This window comes from Chloroflexota bacterium (genome assembly GCA_015478725.1).
Classification (GTDB): domain Bacteria; phylum Chloroflexota; class Limnocylindria; order Limnocylindrales; family CSP1-4; genus C-114.
The window spans coordinates 47,250-67,552 of record JADMIG010000014.1; the positions used below are offsets into that span (position 1 = coordinate 47,250).

Below are 20,303 nucleotides of genomic sequence, written 5' to 3' on the forward strand. Positions count from 1 at the left end.
GCTAGGGCACGATCGTGAGCCGGAACGTGTAGCTCCCGCTCCATGTCGTCCCGTTGAGGACATCGTCCATGTCCACCGCAACGCCGATCGACCAGCTGCCGGGGGGAGGCGCGGCGATGACGAAGGTATGCGGATCCGGGCCCTGGTGGGCGTCAAGCGTCGTGGCAGCGGTCTGGTCGATCGGCGACTGTCGCCCGTTCGTCGCGGGCCAATACGAGGCTGCGACGCGGTGGATGACGACGTCCGCCGGAGCCGCGAAGGTCAGCGGTTGCCCGACGGCAAGGCGAGGCCCGTCCGGCAGGAAGTAGTCGCTTCCGAAGATCCCCTGGCTGCCGCACCGCCGCCAGCTGAACGAGTCCGCATAGCCGAGGGCGGTGTCCGCACCTTGTCCGAGCGTCACCTGCGGCGGCGATATTTCGGTGCGCCAGGCGGCTGACGACGGACATGGCCGATCGTCGGGAAAGGGACTGACTGCGACCGTGCCGACGCCACCGATCGGGGTCCCTTCCCCTGCGACAGAGAGGCGACCGCTGCCGGGGGGCGGCGAGGCTGACGGTGTCGACGAGCACGCCGCGAGTGACGCTACAAGGCAGCCGACCAACAGCAGGCGTGGCATTTTCGGATCCAGTCTCCCACGAGCAGGAACGCGGACCCTCGAAGGCGCAGCAGCGCCCCTCGGGTCCCCGATCCACTCGCCGTGGATAGCGGTGTGAGGCAGGTACCAACCGTTCCTGGCGCACAAGGTGGCTCAGCTGACGCGGTACTCGACCGTGACCGACACGCTCAGGGTCTGCGGATAGGGCGGCACCTGAACCGTCGGCGACAACGGCTGTCCGGGGCCACTCCCGCTCGCTCCACCCATCATCGGCAGGACGCCATAGGAGGGCGACACCGAGGCGCTCACCGACAGGACCCCGCTGATCCTGAGTCCGGTCGCCGCGGCGATGGCGTCCGCCTGCGCCTTCGCGTCGGCGAGGGCCGCGACGAGGGCGCTCTTCTGCGAGGCGGCGCGGTCCGACCCGTCGGTCGCCATGTCGGCCTGTCCGACCCCGGTCACGACGATCGTGTGGTCAGGAGCGATGCCGGGAGCGCCCCCGAAGAACGGATAGGCGATGGCGCTGCCGGATGATGTGACGGTGGTCCCGCCTCCCGTGACCGCCGGGAGCGCACCCGGTGCCCCGGCCGTGGTGCCGCCAGAAGGCATGATCGGCGCGGCCGACGGTGATATGGCGGCCGTCCTGGCGGGCGCGGTCAGGCCCACCCCGACGAGGAGGCCCGCTGCGAGTCCGAGCGCGATCCCGATACCGAGGATCCGAGGAGTGGATGACATGGCTGCGACTCCTGTGCGGGCAGGTCTCGACGTCTCCGTGCCTGCCGTGGCGAGACGCTCGACGACGCGGGGCGGTTCCCGGCCGGGACCACACGCCCGGCTGTCTCGTTCGAGTCGCTCCCGCCCGTCGCACAACGGGGCAGGCGTGCGTCGTTCTCGACGACAATGGCTCGGTTCGTTCAGGGGGATCGTCGTGCCTCGGTTGATCGTCGCTTCGTTGTTGAGCCTCGTCCTCGCGGGTTGCGGGTCGACACCCGGACCGACCGCGACACCGGTCAGTGCCATCCCGACTGGATCGCCGACCGGCATCCCGACGGCGACCGTCGCCCCGAGCGTGCCACCCGCGACCTCGCCGAGTCCGACGACGGTCGACGTGGTCCCCGGTGCCTTCACGACGCCGACCCCACCTCCAGCCGGCTCGGCATGGACGACGATTCGGTGGCACCGGCTCGCCGCGACCGACTCGCTGGCTCTCGTCCAGTCGGTCCTGCGCTGGCGCGGCGGCTTCATCGCTGTCGGGCGGGACGCATCGTCGACCCCTGTGTGGACCTCGCGAGACGGGACGCACTGGGAGCCGCTGCCCTTCAACACGGCGACGACGTTCTGGCCGGGCCTCCTGGTCGTCGGCGTTGCCGAGGTCCGCACCGGCCTCGTCGCTCTCACCGTGCTCGCCGGACCGAACGACTGCAGCGGTGCCTCCGCCTGCCAGACCTACAGCGCCACGGTGCCGCTCATGTCGTGGACCTCGCCCGACGGGCGGGCGTGGGCGCCCCACACCGGTCCCGACCTCGGTCTGCCGTCCGAGTGGCGAGGCGTCCCCATCCTGGCCGCCGGACCGACGGGGCTGGTGGCCGCGTCGATGGGGTCTGGCGCTCGCGAGGCGACCTCCGTCGACGGCATCCACTGGCGGACCGTGCCTGCCGGAGCGCTGCCGAAGGATGCCGCGGTCCGGGACGTCCGCGGCACGACTACCGGCTTCGTCGCCGTCGCGCAGACCTCGGCGGTCGGGGCGTCGGTGACCGGGAGCGTCGCGCTTCGTTCGACGGACGGCCGGACCTGGTCGAGCACGCCCCTGCTGCCAGTGAAGGCCCCCCGGATCGCCCGCGTGGATCGGCTCCTCCAGGGCGCGAACGGCTTCCTCGCGACGGGCTGGGACTACGGTCTGCCCGGCACGACCCTGTGGTGGTGGTCGGCGGATGGCCGACGCTGGCAGACGGTCAGCGGGTATCCGCCGATCGGCGCCTGCGCCCCGGCGATCTGTCTCGGGACGGAGCCCGCCGGCGATCTCGGGGCCGACGGGACGCGCATGGTCGCGTATCGCGGCGGTTCCCGCCCGGGAGCGTGGACGTCGTCCGACGGTCGTTCATGGACCTGGCTCGCGCCCGCCGGTCCTGCGCTCACGCTCTTCCAGGCGGGCGGCAGCCTCGTCGTCCTGCCCGGCGGGGTGCTCGTCTCGGATGGGAGCAGCACATGGTTCGGCGAGGCGGGGACGCGATAGACGGGCGAGGCGGGACGAACGACGCCCGCATACGCCTCGCACGAATGGCTCCTCGTCTACGCCGACACCGGCGAGGTGCGGGTGATCGCCCAGGGCTGAACCTCGATGTACGTCGGCCCCACGCGAGTCCCACCATTCCGATGAACTCGGAACGAAGGTGGAGGTCGTGTGGCGTCGTGGATGTCCGAGCTACCGGACGATCGCCGATGTCAGCATCGCCCGGACCTGCACCTCGGCGAGCGAAAGATCGGGCCCCCGAAGGCAGGCGACCACGACGATGTTCGAGAGCGGGGTCGGCTGTCCGATCGGGACGAGGACGCTGATCGTCTCGTCCGCCCCGATGTCACGACAGGACCCCGGTCGCTCGATCTGCGGTCGCGCCGTGGAGCCGTTCATGGCGATCGGTTCGCCGCTCGTCGGAAGCCGACTGAGCAGCCGCTGCGCGACCCACTCGACGAACACGCCGTCAGGCGAGAGCGAGGTCAGCGAAGTGCAGGTCACCCCCCGGGCGTTCATCGGATTCGGCGACGCGCCGGGCCGCGTGGCGCAGTCGGCACGCAGCGGGTCGGTACTGAGATAGATGAGCGGCCCGCCCACGAGCGGGTCGGGATCGTTCGGTTGCCAGCGACTCCAGCCTACGGGTCGCTCGAAGGAGATCCCGGCGGCGCCATCGCGGACGGTGTTCGGCCCGGGCGGCAGGGTGGGCGACGCCGAGGATGCCGTCGCTCCGGGGACGTCTGGCGGGAGGCTCGGCGGAGCGGCGCATGCGGCGACCAACGCCGTGACGGCAAGGAAGCCGATGAGTCGAGGGCGCCTGTACATCGTCGCTCAGACGCCGATCGTCGCGTACCGGTTGCTCCGTCGCCCGGCCGTGCAACTCGTTGACCGGGGCCCTGGCCGGGATGATGATCGTCGAGACGCCTGATCGCGCGGAGGGACCCAGGTTGGACCAAACGCTCAGAGAGATGGGGCTGTACCTGTACGGTCCGTTCCTGCTCGTCAGCGTCGTGTGGATCGTGTGCGCGGGGTGGGTGGCGTTGACGGCCGGCAAGCGCGGCTACAACCCGTTCGTCTGGTTTCTCATCGGGCTTGTCGTGTCGCCCCTCCTGACGCTGGTGCTGCTGGCGCTCATCACCCCTCGACGCGGCCCGCACGGACCCGGCTGACACGGCGCAGGTCGTCGGGGCGCTCGTCGGACTGGATGGTCGGGCAACGAAGGGGACGGGATGACGGGAGTCGAGATCAAGGCCGTGCTGGACGGGGCGCCCGAGTTCGTTGCCGACGCGGTCGAGCATCTCGCGTTGAGTCTCGGGGAGGCGCATCCGACCGTCGTGGCTGGTCGCCGGATCATGGCCTCCCTTGCCGCCATCCCCGACGGCGCGGTGCTGGTGACGGAGGACACGCTGGCGGCGGCGATCCATCGAGCGTGGCCCCACCGACGGAATACCGCGGCCGGATCGGTCCTGTCCGCAGCGACGATCCTCGCCGCACTGCGGGCGGAGCCGTGATGCCCGTCGGACGGACGACGGACCGCCAGGCTGCGAGGAGGGGTTCGGCAACGGCCGGGCGGAGCTGGCCCCGAGAGCGACCTGCTCGGTGCCGTGCCGGGCGAGACGCTTCGAGGCCAAGGCGTTCGAGAGGGGTCAGGACGAGGATTCCGATGGCGCCTGATCGGGGCGGACCACCGCGAACCCCTCGCGTTCGGCCGCCTGCGCGAGCCGCTCGTCAAGCGTGACGAGCCGAAGGGTCGCCGGGTGGTTCTCGGCGGCCACGATCGCCGCACCGAGCTGGAGGGCGTCGGCGGTACGCAGCGGATGGACGCGAAGCAGTCGGATCGCGGTCTCGCGGACGGCCGTGACCGGCTGGACCTCGCGCCAGGCCCTCACCAGGCCATCGAGACGCCGGAGCCCCCGGGCCATGGACGGCGAGGTCAGGCTGCTCTCCCGTTCGAGACGAGCGAGCGCGGAGACGCACTCCGCCTCCGTCGCCCACCAGGCGACGACCTCGGGGTCGAGCTCGTACTCCCGCGTCACGGCCGCGCTCGACGATTCCGCCACCAGGAGGGGGACGATCGCCGAGCTGTCCCAGAACCTCACCGCCCGGATCGCCGTTCCTGGAGGAGCGTCTGAACCACACTGGTGCCCGGAGCCAGCGGCGGCGCCGGCGTGCGCAGCAGATCGAGGGGTGGCGGGGCGTCGCCGACCCGGATGACGCCAGCCCGTTCGAGGCGACGCAGGCGGCCCGTGGGGTCTGAGGACGCTGCGACCGGCTCCAGCCGGGCGACTGGCACACCGCGGTCGAGGATGAGGATGCTCTCGCCATTCCTGACCCGGTCGATGAGCGCGCTGAGTCCATTCTTGGCTTCGGTGATCGTTGCTGTGTTCATCTGGCTACTCTAGCCATCTCATTCCGGCTCGTAAAGTCAAAAGCGGGCGCGACCGAGGCGTGGCGTGCTCCCCGCCGTGCGTGGCCGGATCCACGTCGCTCGGTTGCGAGCTGCCGGCGACCCGGTGATACTTGAGCGGTGGCTCAAGTGTTGACGATCGACCGATGCGACGTCGCCTCCCTGCACCCTGAGGTCGTCCGGCCCCTGATCGGTCGGCTGCTCTCGTCGGACGCCTCGCACGTGACGGCCTCCTGGTTCGACACCCTCGCCGATCCGACGCGGGTGCGGACCCTCCACGCCCTCGCGCTCACGCCGGAACTCTGTGTCTGCGATCTCGCGCTCCTGCTCGACCTGTCCGTCTCGGCCGTGAGCCACCAGCTGCGACTGCTCCGCGAACGCGGCGTCGTCACCCGCCGCAAGGCGGGTCGGATCGCGTTCTACGCGCTCGCCGACGAACATGTCCGTCACGTTCTCGCGGATGCGCTTGCGCACACGGCCGAGTCGACGAGCGGGACCGCCTGATGCCGGACGTCAACAGCGCCGCGGCGGCCACCCGCGGTCGCCTCCGGGTGGTCTTCGGGCTGACGCTCGCGATCTTCGCGCTGGAGGCCATCGGCGGGATCGCGGCGAACAGCCTCGCCCTGCTCGCCGACGCCGGACACATGCTGACGGACGTCGCCGGGGTCGGGCTCGCCCTTCTGGCGATCTGGATCGGCTCCCGGCCCCCGAACGCAGCGCGGACATTCGGCTATCAGCGGCTCGAGATCCTCGCGGCGGTCGTCAATGCCGTCCTCCTCTTCGGGGTCGGTGGCTTCATCCTGTTCGAGGCGCTGCGCCGGCTGGCCGCGCCGCCGGAGGTGGCGCCCGGGCTCATGATCGCGGTCGCACTCGTCGGCCTGGCCGGCAACGGCGCCTCGCTGTGGCTCCTTCGGGATGCGCAGACCCGGAGCCTCAATGTCCGCGGGGCGTACCTCGAGGTGCTCAGCGACTTCGCGGGTTCCGCGGCGGTCATCGTTGCCGGGGTGGCGATCGTCCTCACCGGGTTCGGGGCGGCCGACGCGATCGCCTCGATGTTCATTGGGATCCTCGTCTTCCCGCGCACGTGGCGGCTCCTCCGCGATGCGGTCGACGTCCTCCTCGAGGCGACGCCCAAGGGTCTCGACATGGCGCTCGTCCGATCGCACATCCTCGAGGCCCCGGGGGTGGCGGACTGCCACGATCTCCACGTCTGGACGATCACCTCGGGGATGAACGTCGTGTCCGCCCACGTGATCGTCGAGCCGGACACGCAGCCCGCCGTCGTACTCGACCACCTGTGCGAGTGCCTGGCCGGCTTCTTCGACATCGAGCACAGCACGTTCCAGATCGAGACCGCCGATCGGCGACGCCTGGAGGAGGTCGGGCACGCGTGAGCGGATCGCACGGCGCGCGCGGTGGTACATGAACGGGAGTCAACGAGCATGATCGATGTCTGCATCGCCGGTGCCACCGGTTGGGCCGGGCGCGCGCTGGTCGCCGGTGTCCTCGCGGCCGATGACCTGACGCTGCGTTCCGCGGTCGCACGCTCGGCCGCCGGCGCGGACCTCGGCAGGGCGTTGGGCGGCGAGGCGCTCGACGTGCCCGTCTTCGGCTCCGTCGACGAGGCACTCGACGGCGTCGACGTGCTGATCGACTAAACCTCGCACACTGCCGTGAAGGCCAACACCCTTGCGGCGATCGAGCGCGGCGTCGCCGTCGTGATCGGCGCCTCCGGTGCGACTGCGGCCGACTACGCGGAGATCGACGCGCCGGCACGGGAGCACGCCGTCGGCGTGATCTCCGCCGGGAACTTCTCGCTCACGGCGGCGATGGCGCAGGCGGCCGCGATGCTCGTGGCTCGATCGTGGACGCATGGCAGAGGTGACGATCAGGGAGCTGCGCAATCGCGGTGGCGAGGTCGTGGACCGTGTGGCGGCCGGAGAGCGCCTGACGGTGACTCGCGATGGACGACCAATGGCGGAGCTCCGACCGTATCGGTCGACGCCGCTGTCGGCCGCCGTCCTCCTGCGTCGATGGCGGCGCCTGCCGATCCTTGACGCCGGGTCGCTTCGCGGTGAGGTCGACGCCGTCATCGATCCGCGTCTGTGACCACGCGTCCCACCGGGCTGCTCGACTCGAGCGTGGTCATCGTGCTGACTCGCCTTCGCGATCCCGGCGGATTGCCCGATGCCCCGGTCATCTCTGCTATCACCCTCGCGGAGCTGTCGGTCGGTCCGCTCGTCGCCACGACCGACACCGAGCGCGCCGCCCGACTCGCACACCTCCAACAGGCCGAGGCCGACTTCGAGCCCCTGCCGTTCGATGCCGATGCCGCCCGTGCCTTCGGCCAGGTCGCCGCATCGCTCCGGCGGGCCGGACGCAAGACGTCGGTCCGTGCCCACGACGCGATGATCGCCGCGATCGCGATCGCCAACGATCTGCCCCTGTACACCTGCAACCCGGACGACTTCATCGGCATCGAAGGCCTGGATGTCGTCACCGTCGCGCTCCCGGATGAACGGCGATCGACGGGATAGCGTCCTCGCCGCCTGTGGCAATGGCGGCAAGGGTGGCGGCTACCAGATGCGATTCCCACGGACGTCGCGGCATGCCGTTCGTGCCAGATGACCCCCAGGCGGGCGCTCGTCACCGACTCCCGACGCGGCGCTGGCAGACCTGAGCGTGGATCGAGCCGGGCCGGCGCGTGGATCCTGTCAGGTGCCCGGGTGAGGGTCACCTGTCACCGACCTGCAGACCAGTGCCCGCCTCATGGCCATGTGCCGGAATCTGGGACGGCCGGGCTCGATCCGATGGGCATCCTCGTCGGACGCCGTGTCCGGCAATCACGTCGTGACCTTCGCTGGCGTCAACCGCGCCTATAGTTGCCCCCCGAACCTCGCCGGCTCGGCGATCGACCTCGGGGTCAGGCCATGTCCTCGCAATCGGGAGGCATCGCACGACGTGGACCGCGGAGCTGCAAACCGCGGACCTCGACGATCGGCGGAGCCCGTCCTCGATCCACCGCAGCTCGGGCAGGCCGTGCAGACCCTCGGCCGCGGGGCAGGACGGCAGCGAGCGGTGTAGGCGGCTGGCGGTCGTCAGTGCCGGACGGCGATCCCGAACCATCGAGCGAAGGGAGGTCCGTCCGCCGTCTCGCCGTCGAGCTCGACCACGTACTGTCCGGGCGGCCAGGCGGTCGATCCGTCCGCGCCAGGCAGCGCCGTGTAGAGGCCGGCGAGTCCGGGTGGGATGCCCGACGGCGTGATATCGACGACGCCGATCACCCCGGGCCTGCCCACTGCGGATGACCTCCAGACGGAGGCCGAGAGGTTCGCCGGTGGGCGATCCGGATCCACGCTCGATGCGGGAGTGACGGCCGCGCCGGCTTCGGCAGCACCGCCGGTCGACGCCGTCGGGACGCTCGCGCTCGGCATGATGACGCTGACTCGGCGATCGTCGGGCGGCCAGGGCTTGACGAGCGCCACGAGGACTGTGACGACGAGGACGATGACGAGGCCACGCGGGTCGGGCCCGCCTTGCGGACCACGGACTGCGACGACCTCGACCCCCCCCGCCGCTCGTCCACTCCGGCCACCTCCCGCCGGCCCGGGTCCCTACGACCGCTCGCGCTCGATCCGATGGCGGGTCGTCACCTCGACGCGACTTCGCTCGCCATGCGCCGGATGCTCGACGAGGGCGATGAGCCGGCTCGCCATGAAGCGGCCCGTGCGTACCGGCTGGCCCGTCCGGGTCACCTCGCGGACCTCGACGACGCCGCGGCTCGTCACGACCTCGATCCGCCGACCCGCTCGCGTCGCGACGATGTCGAACGTCTGCACGCCCTGACCGGTATCCACCACGGCTTCGACGCGGTCGCCCTTCATGGCCCGAACCATACGCCCTGCCGTCAGGCGCCCGGCTAAAGGTACCGCAGGCCCACGTCACCTTCGGGTGCGAAAGGAGCGCAACATGGCATGGCAGAGACCCACGGATTCCTGGGGTCGGCGACGGTCGGCACCAAAGGCCAGATCGTGATCCCGGCGGAGGCCCGCTCGTCGATGGGCGTCAAGCGGGCGCGTATCCTCCGGGCGGGGTCAGGTCGCCGGGAGCGAGCCGCGTCAGCAGTCGAACGCAAACCAGCACAACTCGTTGCGCAGCCGCTGGTCGTCGAGCACAAGTTCTCGGATCTCGTGGGGGAGTTGGGCGCGCTGCCACTGGCACTCCAAGCGGCCAGCCGCCTCGCGCTCGTCATCAGCCGCTGCCGCCCGCGTCGCCCTGATCGCGTAGGCCGCGGCGCCGAGCTCGTGAGCCGCCACATGGCCCACCGCGGCGGCCTGGCCGGCAGCGTAGGCGGCATGCCGTGCTGCCCCACCCAGGTCTCTGGCAGCAGCGTTTGCATGGCCGGCCGCCGTGCGGGCCTCTGCCCACGTGATCCCACCCCGCGCCCAGGCCCGCCCGAGGTCGATCGCCCGACGTGGACGGTCGTCCTTCGGCCGTGCCTGCTCGAAGTGGTGCAGCACATGCTCCGCGCAATCAGCCGCCCACCTCGCGAGAAGACGATGATCGTCGTCCTGGAGGATCCCACCGCGACGCACGGGTGATGAACCGCGGATCCCGGATCTTGGGGAGGATCACCAGTTTGCCCATCTCGCTCTTGTGGCCGCCAAGGGTAGCGGCCTCCGACGAAGCTGCCTCCCTATGGTCGGTCGGTCACCCTTCCTCGGGCAAGCGTGATAACGGAAGGTACTGGCAGCTCACCGGGCGTGAGCGATGGATGCCCAAGTACCTTCCCGCGAAAGTCAGCGAACGCGGCGGACGTCTCGGCGAGGCATACTCGTCGTCGGTCCTGAGAGGCCGGCGTCCAAGCCAAGGCCCTCCATACGTCCGCGTAGGAGACTCGACGTGCCGAAGATCATCGTCACCGCTGCCGTCAAGGATGTCGACGCGTGGCTGAAGTTCAAGGCGGACATGACCGCCGCGCTGTCGGCGGTCGCGTCGGACGGATCCAGCTACGTTGCGATGGATGGCAGCAACCAAGTCGCGAGCACCTGGGACGTCCCCGACATGGAGGCCTTCCAGGCAGCGCAGCGTTCGTTCTCGCCGGAATTGGCGGCGGCGGCGGAACGAGCTGGGATGATCCCACCGATGATGATCTACATCAAGAAGTAGCTCGGTCGCTGGTTGTCGCGGGAGACCTGGCTGGAAGGGTCGGGGAGGCACGATCCCACCACGGTGCTGGCGAGGGATCGGCAGCGGCATGGTTGTCGAGTTTGGTCGGGGCGAGAGGAGTAGGGCCGACACTTACCAACAGTTCCGGTACATCGTCTGGATCGACGGAGGCGCCGCGCCGCTCCGGCTGGTAGCGTCGGCATGATGGCCTCGGCACGGTCCCCACAAGGCGGTGTCCCGGCCCTCCGTGGCGCAATGGATAGCCGCCCTCCTTCGCACCCGAGCAGCGAGGAGGAGGCGGCGCGTGTGATGTAGTGCCGCGCCGCCCGCGACGAGCACCCTCGGGTCCGTCCGCACGGCATCCACGCACCGTTCTGCCGGTGGCTCATCCCCGCCGGCTCCTTGGCTGGCCCTACGTGCTCAGTGGGCCGGTGAACAGGAGGACCGAGCACCATGCGCTATGGCCCAGCCGACATCGCGGCGGTCCACCCTCCGATGGTTGCCGGCCACGTCCGGGCGACGGACTCGCGCACGACGGCGCTCGTCGACGGTGGGTTCGGCAACCCGGTCGGCGGGCGGCCAGGCCACTCCACGCGGAATACACTTTCGCGCCCGCTGGCTTACCGCGGTCTCAGGCCCTCTCACGCGTCCGCAGGTTTCGCCTTTTTTGTGACACGCGAGGAGGCCGGCTGATGGGCGCCCGTGGTCCGGCCCCCAAGCCGCTCGCTCTCAAGATCCTCAACGGCTCGGCCGCCCACGACCCGCAACGGATGCCCAGGAACCCGGCCCAGCCGGCGCAGGTCGCGCCGGAGCTGCCGCCCGACCTCTCGCCGCGGGCCCGCGACCTGTGGCACGAGACGCTCGCCCAGCAGGCGCCGGGGGTCATCCTCGCCGCCCACGGCCCGTCCCTCCGCGCCTACGTCGAGGCGGTCGCCCGCTATGAGGAAGCGGCGGTGCTCCTGGCGGGGAGCGGCCCGCTCGTCCGTGCCGACGGTCGTGGCGCCCGTCGGGGCGAACTCGTCAAGAACCCGCTCGTGTCGATTGTCCGGGGCGAGGCCGACCTCATCCGGGTCTTCGCCCGGGAGCTTGGCCTCACGCCGTCGTCGGTCTCGGCGTTCAGCAACGTCCGGCCAGCGGTCCCGGAGGACGATCCGATGCTTCGGCTCCTCACCCCGATCCGGTCGAAGCGGAGGGCGTGATGAGCACGACGAACTACACCCGCCAACAGTGCGACGTCTGCGGGCGCGAGCAGGACTTCCCCCAGGGCAAGAGCGGATATGGCGCCCTGACGATGGAGGTCCGTGGCCCTCGTCTCCAACCCAAGGTGGATGAGTACGCCGATCTCTGCTCGCTCGCCTGCGCCGAGAAATGGATGGCGGCGGTGGTCAAGAAGGTCACCGCCAAGCTCGCTCCGCCATCGCCGCCTCCGATCGTGGTGGCCCCCAAGGGCTACGCGAAGGCAGAGCGGGCGTGAACCGGATCGGGGCACCTTCGCCCACAGCCGCCACGGTTGGCCCACGTGCCGCGATGAGCGCGCCACTGGCCACGGGCGCCACCCCACGAAGAAGGGCCCCAGGCGCGCGCCCGGGGCCCGAGGGTCGGCGATGGGGTGATCTACGCGATGCTGGCCTCGCGGTCGAGCCGCGCCAGGTCGCGGTCGAGCCGCGCCAGGTGGCGGAGCTCGTCGCGCTCGTCGGTGAGGCGGGCGAGCTCGTGGACCGTGGCCGTGTTGAGGCGGCCCCATCCGTCTCGGCGGCGGCGGCGGATCGCCTCGTCGAGGTCGTCCGCGATCTCGTCGAAGGGGTGTCGCGCGGTCATCGCTCAGCCCGCCTCCTCGACGGTGAGGGGTTCAGACATCGCCAGCAGCAGTCCGGAGGCCCTCGCGACGTCCGCGTCCTCGAGGATCTGCTGACCGGCCTCGGTCCCGGCACCGCCCGCGGCGGCGAGCTCGGCCTCGATCTTCGCCCGCCGACGCGTCACGGCGGGGGACTCGGCGACGGTCCGGATCGGCTCCGGCTTCTTGGCCTTCTTTGCTCCGTGGACGACCGGCGGGGTGCCGGTGCCGACCGGCAGCGCCGTGCCGGCGGCCTTGCTCGCGATCGACGCCTTCCGGAGCGCCCGGGTGTACTCCGTCCAGTGGGGCCGACACATGGTCCCGAGGCCGTCCTTCCGGCTGGGCTGGACCGGGAAGTCCTCGATCGGCGCCTCGTGGGCCTCGATCCCGAAGGTCTTCGAGCCGATGCACGTGCGCACGACCGTGATGGTCGGGTTCGTCTCGGTCGTCATGATCTACTCCTTCTCGATCGGGTTATCGGGGGCGTACTCGCCCTCGGCGAAGAGGCGGTCGGAGATGATCTGCAGCTCGTGGCGGGTCAGGGCCATGTCTCCGACGTGGCCCCAGTGCAGGTCGTCGCCCGCCGGTGCGTCGTCGTGGTTCTCGAGCGCCTCGGTGATGCGGGCGAGCAGGGCGAGCGCGTCGGCCCGGAGCGCCATGTAGGCGTCAAGAGCGGTGCTGCCTCTGGTGCTCGTGATGTCGGTTCTCCCTTCCGTGGTGCCCGCCGATCTGGCGGGTGCATGACCATCACTCACTCGTGCGGTGCACGAAGTCAAGGCGAAAGATCGGCGGTCGCCGCATGAGCGCGAAGGCCGCTCCCGTCGCGCCGCCGGCCTGGCGGAACCGCATCGTCGGCTCCGGCGAGGTCGCCCCCGACCAGCTCCTCGCCAACCCCGCGAACTGGCGCGTCCATCCCGCCGCCCAGCGGAACGCCCTCCGCGGCTCGCTGTCCGAGGTCGGCTGGGTGGCGCAGGTCATGGTCAACCAGCGGACGGGATACGTCGTCGACGGCCACGCCCGCATCGAGGAGGCCCTCTCTCGCGGCGAGACCTCCGTGCCGGTCCTGTACGTCGATCTCTCGCCCGAGGAGGAGGCGCTCGTCCTCGCGACCCTCGACCCGATCGGGGCGATGGCCGAGCAGTCCACCGAGCGGCTCGAAGCCCTCCTCGCGGACATCACGGTGGACGACGCCGGGCTGGAGGCGCTCCTCGCGAGCATGCGGCCGCCGCGGGCGGGGCTCGTCGATCCCGACGACGTGCCGGACGTGCCGGAGGAGTCGTTCGTCCGACCGGGCGAGCTCTGGGCGCTCGGCGACCACCGCCTGTTGTGCGGCGACGCCACCAACGCCGAGGACGTCGCACGCCTCCTCGACGGGGCGACCCCGACCCTCCTCGCCACCGACCCGCCGTATGGCGTGTCGCTCGACCAGACCTGGCGGGATGGCGTGTACAACGGCCCGCAGAAGCGCGTCCGCGGCTGGGACGTCACGCAGGGCGCCGAGCGGCCGTACATGGTGGTCGGCCGCAAGATGCGCGGCGACGGCAAGGCGGGCGCGCGCACCGCCGGCCATCGCAACATCACGATCAGCGGCGATGTCCGCGCCGACTGGTCCGCGGCGTTCGCCCTCGTGCCCTCCCTCCAGGTCGGCTACATCTGGTACGCGTCCGCCCACACCCTCGAGGTGCTGGCGGGTCTCCTCGACATCGGCTTCGAGCTCGTCGCCCAGATCATCTGGGACAAGGGGCTCTTCTCGATCGGCCGCTCGTGGTACCACTGGGCGCACGAGCCGTGCTTCGTCGTCCGTCGGCCGGGCCTCCCCAACCTCTTCATCGGCGAGCGGAACCAGGCCACGATCTGGCGCGCACCCAGCCCGAAGCGGCTCGGCTCAGGGAGCACCGAGGAGAAGCAGGATCACCCGGCGCAAAAGCCAGTCGTCCTGTCGGAGACGCCGATCCGCAACCACCTCGCGCCCGGTGGGCTCGTGTACGACCCCTTCCTCGGCAGCGGCACGACGCTCATCGCCGCCGAGCGACTCGGCCGACGCTGCTACGGACTCGAGGTCGAGCCGCGCTACTGTCAGGTCATCATCGAGCGCTGGCAGAATTTCACCGGCCGGCCGGCGGAGAAGATCGATGGCTGAGCGCCGACACGATGGGTGGATATTCGGCGCCAAGTTCGGCGCCAGATCCCCACGGTCCTCGACCATACGTCCGTCGGCTATCTTTCATGTCGTCCGGCAGCCCAGCGCTCGATTCGAGCCGGGTCGACCGGGCCGGTGGAGAAGCCAAAGGCATGACGCGTTGGCGAAAGCCTCACATCTACAGCGTTCACGCATGGCCGGCGCCGACTGCGGGCACAGCGAGCGACACGCGCCGGGTCGAGCTCCTCGGCTACGCGAAACTCAACTCGTCAGGCGGCCCTGCTTGCGTCGCGAACGAGTACGTGTGCGGGCGGTTGGGGGAGCTAATCGGCCTTCCCGTGCCGCCCGGCGCAGTCATCAAGGGACCTCCGGGCGTCGCACCGGCATGGGTCACCCTGAGCTTCTCCGACGTGCCGCTGCCGCCCATTGATCCCGCAGAGGTCGCCCGCCGTGTCCCAGCGCTAGCCGCTGAGGTCGTGGTCTTCGACGTGCTGATTGCGAATGAGGATCGGCACCCGCGCAATCTCGCGTTCTTCTCCGCTGACCGCCGGCTTGAAGTGTTCGACCATAGCCATGCCCTTCTGGGAGCAGGCGCGGGCGCTGGGATCGGGCGACTTGACCGTGTCCGCGATGCCTTCGTCGTCGACGGAGCTAGTGGAGGAAACACTCACTGCCTCCTCGACCGCCTCACCGACGCGATGGCCGTGAAGCGCGCCGTCGAGCTCGCCCAGCGCGAGGTCCGCGATCTAGCCGTCCGGCGTGTGTGCGGGGAGGCAGAGCGGCTCGGGATCGGACTAGCCAAAGGAGATGGTGCCATGCTTGCAGACCACATCATCTCGCGGCGCCAGCGACTCGACCAGATCATCCGCAGCAACCTGACGGCGTTTCGCGCGATTCCGGTGGCAGACTGGGGCCTGATATGACGACCGAGATCTACCTGGCCAAGTACGTTCCTGATCCTGCTCGCTGGGAACCGCGCAACATCGGAGTCATCGTCCGCGCCGACGGCTCGGTGGGGTGCCGCTTCTTGGGGGAGAAGACGAGCGGCGCCATTGACGGGCGATCGATTCGCCATTCGGTGGGCGCGCCGGTGGACGTCTATCGCGAGTGGGTTCGCTTCTGGCGGCGTTCGATTGTTGAGGAAAGACAAGACCCAGCCTCACTGCGGGCACGTCCAGAGGCCACGTTCTTCGTGCAAGCGGCGGGAGAAGTGTGGCTCGATGACCGCCCCGATGCTTCTATCGAGGGCCTCGTCGGCGAGTACTTCCGTCGGCTGGTTGCAGATGAGGAACCGCCGGGTGCCCTCGAGTTGAAGGTCGAGGTGGAGCGGCTGCTCGCCGAGACTGGAATGTTGGCGCGCGCCGGTTTCAAACGGGATGTCGTCATCGAGTCGTCCGGGAACGTAGCCCGCCATCGCGAGCGTCTCAGGTTTCCCTATGCATTCGAGAACGGACATCGGCTGGTGGGGCACCGCGTTCCACTCGGCATCGAGACGCTGGTGCACGATGCGCTCTACCGGTACCTGAATCTGCCGCAGGACGTCCGCGCGATCTCATTCGTGCACGGGTTCGATGAAGTGGTCGGGTCGCCCGCCGCCGCCAATCTTGCGGCGCTGTCGACCGTCATCGACGTGGCGACACCTGCGGCAGCTGCTGAACTCGACAGACTGGTCCCGGCGTAACCGGCTCGCTCCGTCGGTGCGTGTCTGCGCTGAGTGTCGGCCCGCCATCTGGGGCTTCGCCGACGCCGTTCCCGGACGCGGCATGGCCGTCCGGTGACCCTCCGCGCCAAGCTCCCATCCCGAGCGGTTCACCGCGATGATCGGCAAGATGACCGCGATCGACCGCTCCGATGGTCAACGAACCGCCACCGCGGTCAGCGGCGCGTTCCAGAAGGTGGGTGGCGACCGATGAGCCTGCGCTTCCGGCGGAGCATCCGGATCGCCCCGGGGATCAGGATCAACCTCACGAAGACCGGGCTCGGCCTCACGGTCGGCCCGCGCGGCGCCCACTACAGCGTCCACTCCTCGGGTCGCCGGACCCGCTCGGCCGGCCTGCCCGGCACGGGGCTGTACTACCAGTCGCGGAGCGGTGGCGGAGTCCGTCGAGCGACGAGTGCCCGAGCGCGGATGGTCCAGGCTCCCACGCTGCCGCGACCGCGCACCGTGGCCGAGACGATCCCCCATCCTGGCCTCTTCGCCTCGGCTGCCGAGAAGGCGTACCACGCTGGGCTCCTCGCCCATCTCGGCGGCGACGAGGCGAGCACCGTCACCCGCTTCGAGGAGGTCCTCGCGGCCGACCCGACGATCACCTCGGCGCACATCTTCGCGGGCTTCGCGGCAACCGCCCTCGGCGACGTCCCTCGGGCGATCGCCCACCTCGAGGCGGTGGTCGGGGGCGCCCATCCGCTGCCGGATCGGTTCGAGACGAAGTACCTCACCGGCGCCGGTGTCGCGCCGTCGCTCGCCGTCCGGATCACCCACGCCGTCTCGGCCCATGTCCCGTTCTCCGAGCTCGGCGCGGCGCTCGGCCTCGCCGAGCTCTACCAGGGCGCCGGCAGGCTCAGTGAGGCGATCGGCATCGTGGCCCAGATCCACACCGCGGTGCCCGACCCGATCGTCCGGCTCTCGCTCTGCGATCTCCTCTTCGCCGAGGCGGACTACGGCGGAGTCGTCGAGACCGCGACCGGCGTCGTCAATGGCTCGGACATCGAGCTCGAGACCCTTCATCTGCGGGCCGTCGCGTTCGCCGCGCTCGGCGACGACACGGCGGCGATGGACGCCTTCCGCGCCGCCCTCGCGAAGACTGCCGGGCGAGATCCGGGTCTCCTCACCGCGATCCGCTACGACCGAGCGCTCGCCTACGAGAAACTTGGCCAGCACGCCCGGGCCAAGGCCGACCTCGAGCGCGTGTACGCCGCCGATCCGGGCTTCGAGGACGTGCAGGCGCGCCTCGCGGCGATGGCGGGCCCCGCGTCGGCGTAGCCGCCCGCGCTCCAGCGCCACGAACCCATCGTGTCCCGGCCCGAAGGGCATCGTCGAGCCCTGGAGGCTATGCGGCGACCGCTGTGGGACGCATGACCGCGCGGTCGTAGACGACGACGCGCCAGAAGAGCGTCCGGGCCTCGGCGTGCGGCTGGAGGCCGTGGCCCGCGACGAGCGCATCGATATGCCCGTTCGGATGGGCGCGCGCCCGGTATGCCATCCGTCGAAGCCAGAACCCGACGTTCATCACCCGCAGGGCCGTTCGGATGAACCACCGATCGCGCGGCAGGACGAGGCCATAGAGGGAGTTCGCCTTGGCCGCCGAGAGACCGACGAGTGCGTCCGCGTCGGCGTAGCAGCAGACCACCCGATCGAGGGTCACGATGTCGGCGGTGCCGATCTCCGCGGCGCGTTCGACGAAGTCGCCGTCGACGAACTCGATCCGATCGAGAAGGTTCGCCGCCCGGGCCACCTCGCGGGCGACCCGGAGATAGGCCGGCGCCGCGTCGACGATGACGGCGTGGCCCGCTCCAGCCGCGAGGAGTTCTCGATCGATGATCCCGATCCCGCCCCCGATGTCGAGGATCGTCGCCCCGCCGACCCGGTTCCGCCCGAGCAGGTCGAGGAGGAGGCGGGTCGTCCTATCGGGCCCCTGCCGACGATACCGATCGCGGTCCCGCTCGGCGATCCGCCGGTCGAACTTCGCCGCGAGGCCGTTACAGCCGCAGGCATCCATGGCCAGAGCGTAGACGACGGACGAGGCTCGCGGAAGCCCAATGATCAACCAACTCGATGACCAGCTCGTGGGCGTGCCGCCCTCGTCGGCCGATACGTCTACTGGCGCCGCCGCGGACGAGTGGCCGGCCCACGTTCCTGGACGACCGGCAGGACAGGTAGCTGGGACCGTCGGTCTTCGGGTGACTCGGGCCTGGGCGCGGCGAGGTCGCGCGTGGCGCGGTCACGGTGTCCGAACAGCTCCAGCCACGCGTCATCGATCAGAGGATCGACCGCAGCGGGTAAATGGCGCAGCCAGCCATTGATCGGCATGCGGCCCAGTGTGGCCCCATCACCGCCGCGGCGCTCATCCTGGCGACCTCGCCCGCACGGGGGTGAGCGTGCTGTCGCGCTACGCGGCAGGCCACTGACGTAGGTGTCCCAGCCCCACGATCGGAGCATGTGTCGGGCGCTCACCCTGAAGGTCACCCTCGGCGATCACGTCGTTGCGAATCCGATCGCGAGGACCACCACCGCCGCGAGGGCCGCGACTCCCGACTGTCCCGTCAGCCGGCCAGCGCCGGGATCGCGGACTGCGGATCGCCACGCCAGGAGCGCGAGCGATCCAGCCCCAAGGAGCGGGAGGCCGATCGAGAACGCGGCGAGGAAGCCGAGTGGCAGGAGACCACCGGCGCAGGCTGCTGCCATCGTCGCGCGCCTCGCCGGGGCTTCGGTGAAAGCCGCCACGCCACTGAGGATCGCGAGCCCGACAAGGACCGCGAGGACGAACCCGACTCGAGGCGCGAACGCGGCGAGCGATCCCTGCTCGCCGAGCAGAGCGACATATCCGCCTGTGGTCGCTGCCACCAGGACACACGCGACCCCAAGCGTCCGACTCTTCACCCGACGCCAGCGCGTCCCGTTCATAGCGACAACATACGGCAGGTGGCACCGGGCGCTTCGCCGGGCATCGGACGATGGGAGGCAGAGGGCCACCATCGAAGCGACCAGCGTGGCAACGGTGACACCCGACCGCGACGACCTCGAGCCATCCGGCGATCGAGACCAAGGTCAACGTCTGACGCTATGGCAACGTCGTGTGCCCTCCGTGCGGCCCGCCCAGGGTGCACGGCCGTTCACGACGGTCCTGCGAATGATCCCAACGAGACCGACCGACGTGACCTGCCGACCGGCTACGGCAGGGGCGTCCCGCAGGCGTCGAACCAGGTGAGGGCGCCGCTCACCATGGCGAAGTGGAAGGTGACGGGTGTCGTCTCGCCCTTGAACGTGCGGTCGATGTGGGCCGTGTAGACGTCGGCGACCTGCACCGAGCGTCCGGAGGCGACCCAGGTCCACGTCGCCGGACCACTGCTGGCGCGGAGCACGTTCACCTCCGCCGGATCGAGCTGGCGATGAATGGCCTGCAGGCAGGCCGGCACCCCGTAGCGCGCGATGACGATGGGATTGAGCCGGTCCATGAGGAAGGCGCTGTCGTTGGTCTGGAACGCAGCCGTCCAGCGGGCGAGAAACGCCGCGACCGTCTCGCCCGGCGTGGTCGTCGGCGCAGGGACTGGCGTGAGCGGAGCGCTGGAGGACGAGGGGCTCGACGCGGTCGGCGCGAACGAGCTGCTCGCGGGAGTGACCGCCGCGGCCGTCGCCGTCGCCGTGGCCACGGCGGTCGCCGTCGTGCTGCCATTGCCGCCAGTCGTGATGAGGCCGATTCCACCGACGAGGATCGCCGCTGCGCCGAGCGCCATGAGGGTCCGCCCCGCCACTCGTCGATCGATGCTCAACCTGGGCCTCTCACGGCTGCTGTCAGAGAACCGATGCGGAGAGGGGCGGTTCCCGTGGAGGAAGGTTCTCCCGCGTTTCTTCGATGAACGCCCTTGACGTCGGCGACCTCGGGCGTGACGGTCCGAGACTCTCTTCTCACTCGCCCGCCGGCCCAGACTCCCAGACCGAGGGTGTCAGTCCCTCGCCGGTCTTGCTGTCGATCCACTGGCCCTTGTCTTCATCCCAGTGGCCGTTCTGGCCGGTCTCGGGGTTGAACGCCCGCCGGTGGTCGGCGGGGTCTCGCTCCCAGCCCTTGTGGAGACGCGCCAGTCGGCACCACGCGCAATCCTCGATACAGGCCTTGTTGAGCCGCTTCTCGCCCGCCGGGCCAGACTCCCAGACTGAGGGTGTCAGTCCCTCGCCGGTCTTGCTGTCGATCCACTGGCCCTTGTCTTCAT

Annotated in this window: 30 protein-coding genes; 16 read left to right on the forward strand and 14 right to left on the reverse strand. The window is 70.3% G+C overall.

Annotation, left to right across the window (positions count from 1 at the left end):
• Nucleotide 1 precedes the first annotated feature (1 nt).
• Together IVW53_10035 and IVW53_10040 are read right to left on the reverse strand one after the other, a co-directional pair.
• A complete protein-coding gene (locus IVW53_10035; protein ID MBF6605906.1) occupies nt 2–400 on the reverse strand; it encodes a hypothetical protein in 399 nt (132 codons plus the stop codon).
• Between the two features lie 348 nt (nt 401–748).
• Nucleotides 749–1,330, reverse strand: coding sequence for an SIMPL domain-containing protein (locus IVW53_10040; GenBank protein ID MBF6605907.1), 582 nt, complete (start codon nt 1,328–1,330; stop codon nt 749–751).
• A 193-nt stretch (nt 1,331–1,523) separates the two neighbouring features.
• Here IVW53_10040 and IVW53_10045 point away from each other — a divergent pair, with 193 nt between their 5' ends.
• Nucleotides 1,524–2,828 carry a hypothetical protein gene (locus IVW53_10045; GenBank protein MBF6605908.1) on the forward strand — a complete coding sequence of 435 codons (1,305 nt, stop codon included), beginning with the start codon at nt 1,524–1,526 and terminating at the stop codon, nt 2,826–2,828.
• Nucleotides 2,829–3,017: 189 nt separating this feature from the next.
• On the opposite strand, the gene IVW53_10050 is transcribed toward IVW53_10045, so the two are convergent.
• Nucleotides 3,018–3,650 (reverse strand): hypothetical protein, encoded by a 633-nt coding sequence (locus IVW53_10050; protein ID MBF6605909.1) that lies wholly within the window; start codon nt 3,648–3,650, stop codon nt 3,018–3,020.
• Between the two features lie 122 nt (nt 3,651–3,772).
• Here IVW53_10050 and IVW53_10055 point away from each other — a divergent pair, with 122 nt between their 5' ends.
• Both IVW53_10055 and IVW53_10060 read left to right on the forward strand, forming a co-directional pair.
• Nucleotides 3,773–3,994, forward strand: a complete 222-nt coding sequence (locus IVW53_10055) for a hypothetical protein (protein MBF6605910.1) — start codon at nt 3,773–3,775, stop codon at nt 3,992–3,994.
• A gap of 60 nt (nt 3,995–4,054) precedes the next feature.
• Nucleotides 4,055–4,336: a hypothetical protein gene (locus tag IVW53_10060; protein ID MBF6605911.1), complete on the forward strand. Its 282-nt coding sequence runs from the start codon at nt 4,055–4,057 to the stop codon at nt 4,334–4,336.
• Nucleotides 4,337–4,471: 135 nt separating this feature from the next.
• On the opposite strand, the gene IVW53_10065 is transcribed toward IVW53_10060, so the two are convergent.
• On the reverse strand, nt 4,472–4,924 hold the full coding sequence (locus IVW53_10065) for a type II toxin-antitoxin system VapC family toxin (GenBank protein MBF6605912.1): 453 nt from the start codon (nt 4,922–4,924) through the stop codon (nt 4,472–4,474).
• Entirely contained in the window at nt 4,921–5,214 is a 294-nt protein-coding gene (locus IVW53_10070) for a type II toxin-antitoxin system prevent-host-death family antitoxin (protein MBF6605913.1), read from the reverse strand. Before IVW53_10070 ends, IVW53_10065 begins: the two co-directional genes overlap by 4 nt.
• Nucleotides 5,215–5,370: 156 nt before the next feature.
• Here IVW53_10070 and IVW53_10075 point away from each other — a divergent pair, with 156 nt between their 5' ends.
• The 5 genes from IVW53_10075 to IVW53_10095 all read left to right on the forward strand — a co-directional run bounded on the left by IVW53_10075 (nt 5,371) and on the right by IVW53_10095 (nt 7,769).
• The gene (locus IVW53_10075) at nt 5,371–5,736 is read left to right on the forward strand and encodes a helix-turn-helix transcriptional regulator (protein MBF6605914.1); all 366 of its coding nucleotides are present in this window, start codon (nt 5,371–5,373) and stop codon (nt 5,734–5,736) included.
• A complete protein-coding gene (locus IVW53_10080) occupies nt 5,736–6,626 on the forward strand; it encodes a cation transporter (GenBank protein MBF6605915.1) in 891 nt (296 codons plus the stop codon). The genes IVW53_10075 and IVW53_10080 overlap by 1 nt, the downstream gene beginning before the upstream one ends.
• A gap of 48 nt (nt 6,627–6,674) precedes the next feature.
• The gene (locus IVW53_10085; GenBank protein ID MBF6605916.1) at nt 6,675–6,890 is read left to right on the forward strand and encodes a hypothetical protein; all 216 of its coding nucleotides are present in this window, start codon (nt 6,675–6,677) and stop codon (nt 6,888–6,890) included.
• Between the two features lie 214 nt (nt 6,891–7,104).
• The gene (locus IVW53_10090) at nt 7,105–7,341 is read left to right on the forward strand and encodes a type II toxin-antitoxin system prevent-host-death family antitoxin (GenBank protein ID MBF6605917.1); all 237 of its coding nucleotides are present in this window, start codon (nt 7,105–7,107) and stop codon (nt 7,339–7,341) included.
• Nucleotides 7,338–7,769: a type II toxin-antitoxin system VapC family toxin gene (locus IVW53_10095; protein MBF6605918.1), complete on the forward strand. Its 432-nt coding sequence runs from the start codon at nt 7,338–7,340 to the stop codon at nt 7,767–7,769. The genes IVW53_10090 and IVW53_10095 overlap by 4 nt, the downstream gene beginning before the upstream one ends.
• A 561-nt stretch (nt 7,770–8,330) precedes the next feature.
• Here the strand turns inward: IVW53_10095 and IVW53_10100 are convergent.
• A complete protein-coding gene (locus IVW53_10100) occupies nt 8,331–8,666 on the reverse strand; it encodes a hypothetical protein (protein MBF6605919.1) in 336 nt (111 codons plus the stop codon).
• A 180-nt stretch (nt 8,667–8,846) separates the two neighbouring features.
• Entirely contained in the window at nt 8,847–9,116 is a 270-nt protein-coding gene (locus tag IVW53_10105) for a hypothetical protein (GenBank protein ID MBF6605920.1), read from the reverse strand.
• Between the two features lie 90 nt (nt 9,117–9,206).
• Between IVW53_10105 and IVW53_10110 the strand changes: the two genes are divergently transcribed.
• The 4 genes from IVW53_10110 to IVW53_10125 all read left to right on the forward strand — a co-directional run bounded on the left by IVW53_10110 (nt 9,207) and on the right by IVW53_10125 (nt 11,875).
• A complete protein-coding gene (locus tag IVW53_10110) occupies nt 9,207–9,833 on the forward strand; it encodes an AbrB/MazE/SpoVT family DNA-binding domain-containing protein (protein ID MBF6605921.1) in 627 nt (208 codons plus the stop codon).
• 301 nt (nt 9,834–10,134) lie between these two features.
• Complete coding sequence (locus IVW53_10115) at nt 10,135–10,401, forward strand: hypothetical protein (GenBank protein MBF6605922.1); 267 nt, start codon at nt 10,135–10,137, stop codon at nt 10,399–10,401.
• 692 nt (nt 10,402–11,093) lie between these two features.
• A complete protein-coding gene (locus tag IVW53_10120) occupies nt 11,094–11,600 on the forward strand; it encodes a P27 family phage terminase small subunit (protein ID MBF6605923.1) in 507 nt (168 codons plus the stop codon).
• Entirely contained in the window at nt 11,600–11,875 is a 276-nt protein-coding gene (locus tag IVW53_10125) for a hypothetical protein (GenBank protein MBF6605924.1), read from the forward strand. The genes IVW53_10120 and IVW53_10125 overlap by 1 nt, the downstream gene beginning before the upstream one ends.
• 140 nt (nt 11,876–12,015) lie before the next feature.
• On the opposite strand, the gene IVW53_10130 is transcribed toward IVW53_10125, so the two are convergent.
• The 3 genes from IVW53_10130 to IVW53_10140 are packed head-to-tail and all read right to left on the reverse strand — an operon-like array spanning nt 12,016 to nt 12,894.
• Entirely contained in the window at nt 12,016–12,219 is a 204-nt protein-coding gene (locus tag IVW53_10130) for a hypothetical protein (protein ID MBF6605925.1), read from the reverse strand.
• Between the two features lie 3 nt (nt 12,220–12,222).
• Nucleotides 12,223–12,687, reverse strand: coding sequence for a hypothetical protein (locus IVW53_10135; protein MBF6605926.1), 465 nt, complete (start codon nt 12,685–12,687; stop codon nt 12,223–12,225).
• Between the two features lie 3 nt (nt 12,688–12,690).
• A complete protein-coding gene (locus tag IVW53_10140) occupies nt 12,691–12,894 on the reverse strand; it encodes a hypothetical protein (GenBank protein ID MBF6605927.1) in 204 nt (67 codons plus the stop codon).
• Between the two features lie 140 nt (nt 12,895–13,034).
• Here IVW53_10140 and IVW53_10145 point away from each other — a divergent pair, with 140 nt between their 5' ends.
• The 4 genes from IVW53_10145 (at nt 13,035) to IVW53_10160 (ending at nt 17,358) form a co-directional block, all read left to right on the forward strand.
• The gene (locus IVW53_10145) at nt 13,035–14,375 is read left to right on the forward strand and encodes a DNA modification methylase (GenBank protein MBF6605928.1); all 1,341 of its coding nucleotides are present in this window, start codon (nt 13,035–13,037) and stop codon (nt 14,373–14,375) included.
• Nucleotides 14,376–14,461: 86 nt separating this feature from the next.
• Entirely contained in the window at nt 14,462–15,298 is an 837-nt protein-coding gene (locus tag IVW53_10150; protein MBF6605929.1) for a hypothetical protein, read from the forward strand.
• A complete protein-coding gene (locus IVW53_10155; protein MBF6605930.1) occupies nt 15,295–16,056 on the forward strand; it encodes a hypothetical protein in 762 nt (253 codons plus the stop codon). The genes IVW53_10150 and IVW53_10155 overlap by 4 nt, the downstream gene beginning before the upstream one ends.
• Before the next feature lie 228 nt (nt 16,057–16,284).
• On the forward strand, nt 16,285–17,358 hold the full coding sequence (locus tag IVW53_10160; GenBank protein ID MBF6605931.1) for a DUF4236 domain-containing protein: 1,074 nt from the start codon (nt 16,285–16,287) through the stop codon (nt 17,356–17,358).
• Between the two features lie 67 nt (nt 17,359–17,425).
• Here the strand turns inward: IVW53_10160 and IVW53_10165 are convergent, their stop codons facing one another.
• The 4 genes from IVW53_10165 to IVW53_10180 all read right to left on the reverse strand — a co-directional run.
• Complete coding sequence (locus IVW53_10165) at nt 17,426–18,094, reverse strand: methyltransferase domain-containing protein (protein MBF6605932.1); 669 nt, start codon at nt 18,092–18,094, stop codon at nt 17,426–17,428.
• A 476-nt stretch (nt 18,095–18,570) separates the two neighbouring features.
• On the reverse strand, nt 18,571–18,939 hold the full coding sequence (locus IVW53_10170) for a hypothetical protein (protein ID MBF6605933.1): 369 nt from the start codon (nt 18,937–18,939) through the stop codon (nt 18,571–18,573).
• 326 nt (nt 18,940–19,265) lie between these two features.
• Nucleotides 19,266–19,865, reverse strand: a complete 600-nt coding sequence (locus IVW53_10175) for a hypothetical protein (protein ID MBF6605934.1) — start codon at nt 19,863–19,865, stop codon at nt 19,266–19,268.
• A gap of 136 nt (nt 19,866–20,001) precedes the next feature.
• The coding region (locus IVW53_10180; protein ID MBF6605935.1) for a hypothetical protein at nt 20,002–20,303 on the reverse strand (302 nt) is incomplete at its 5' end.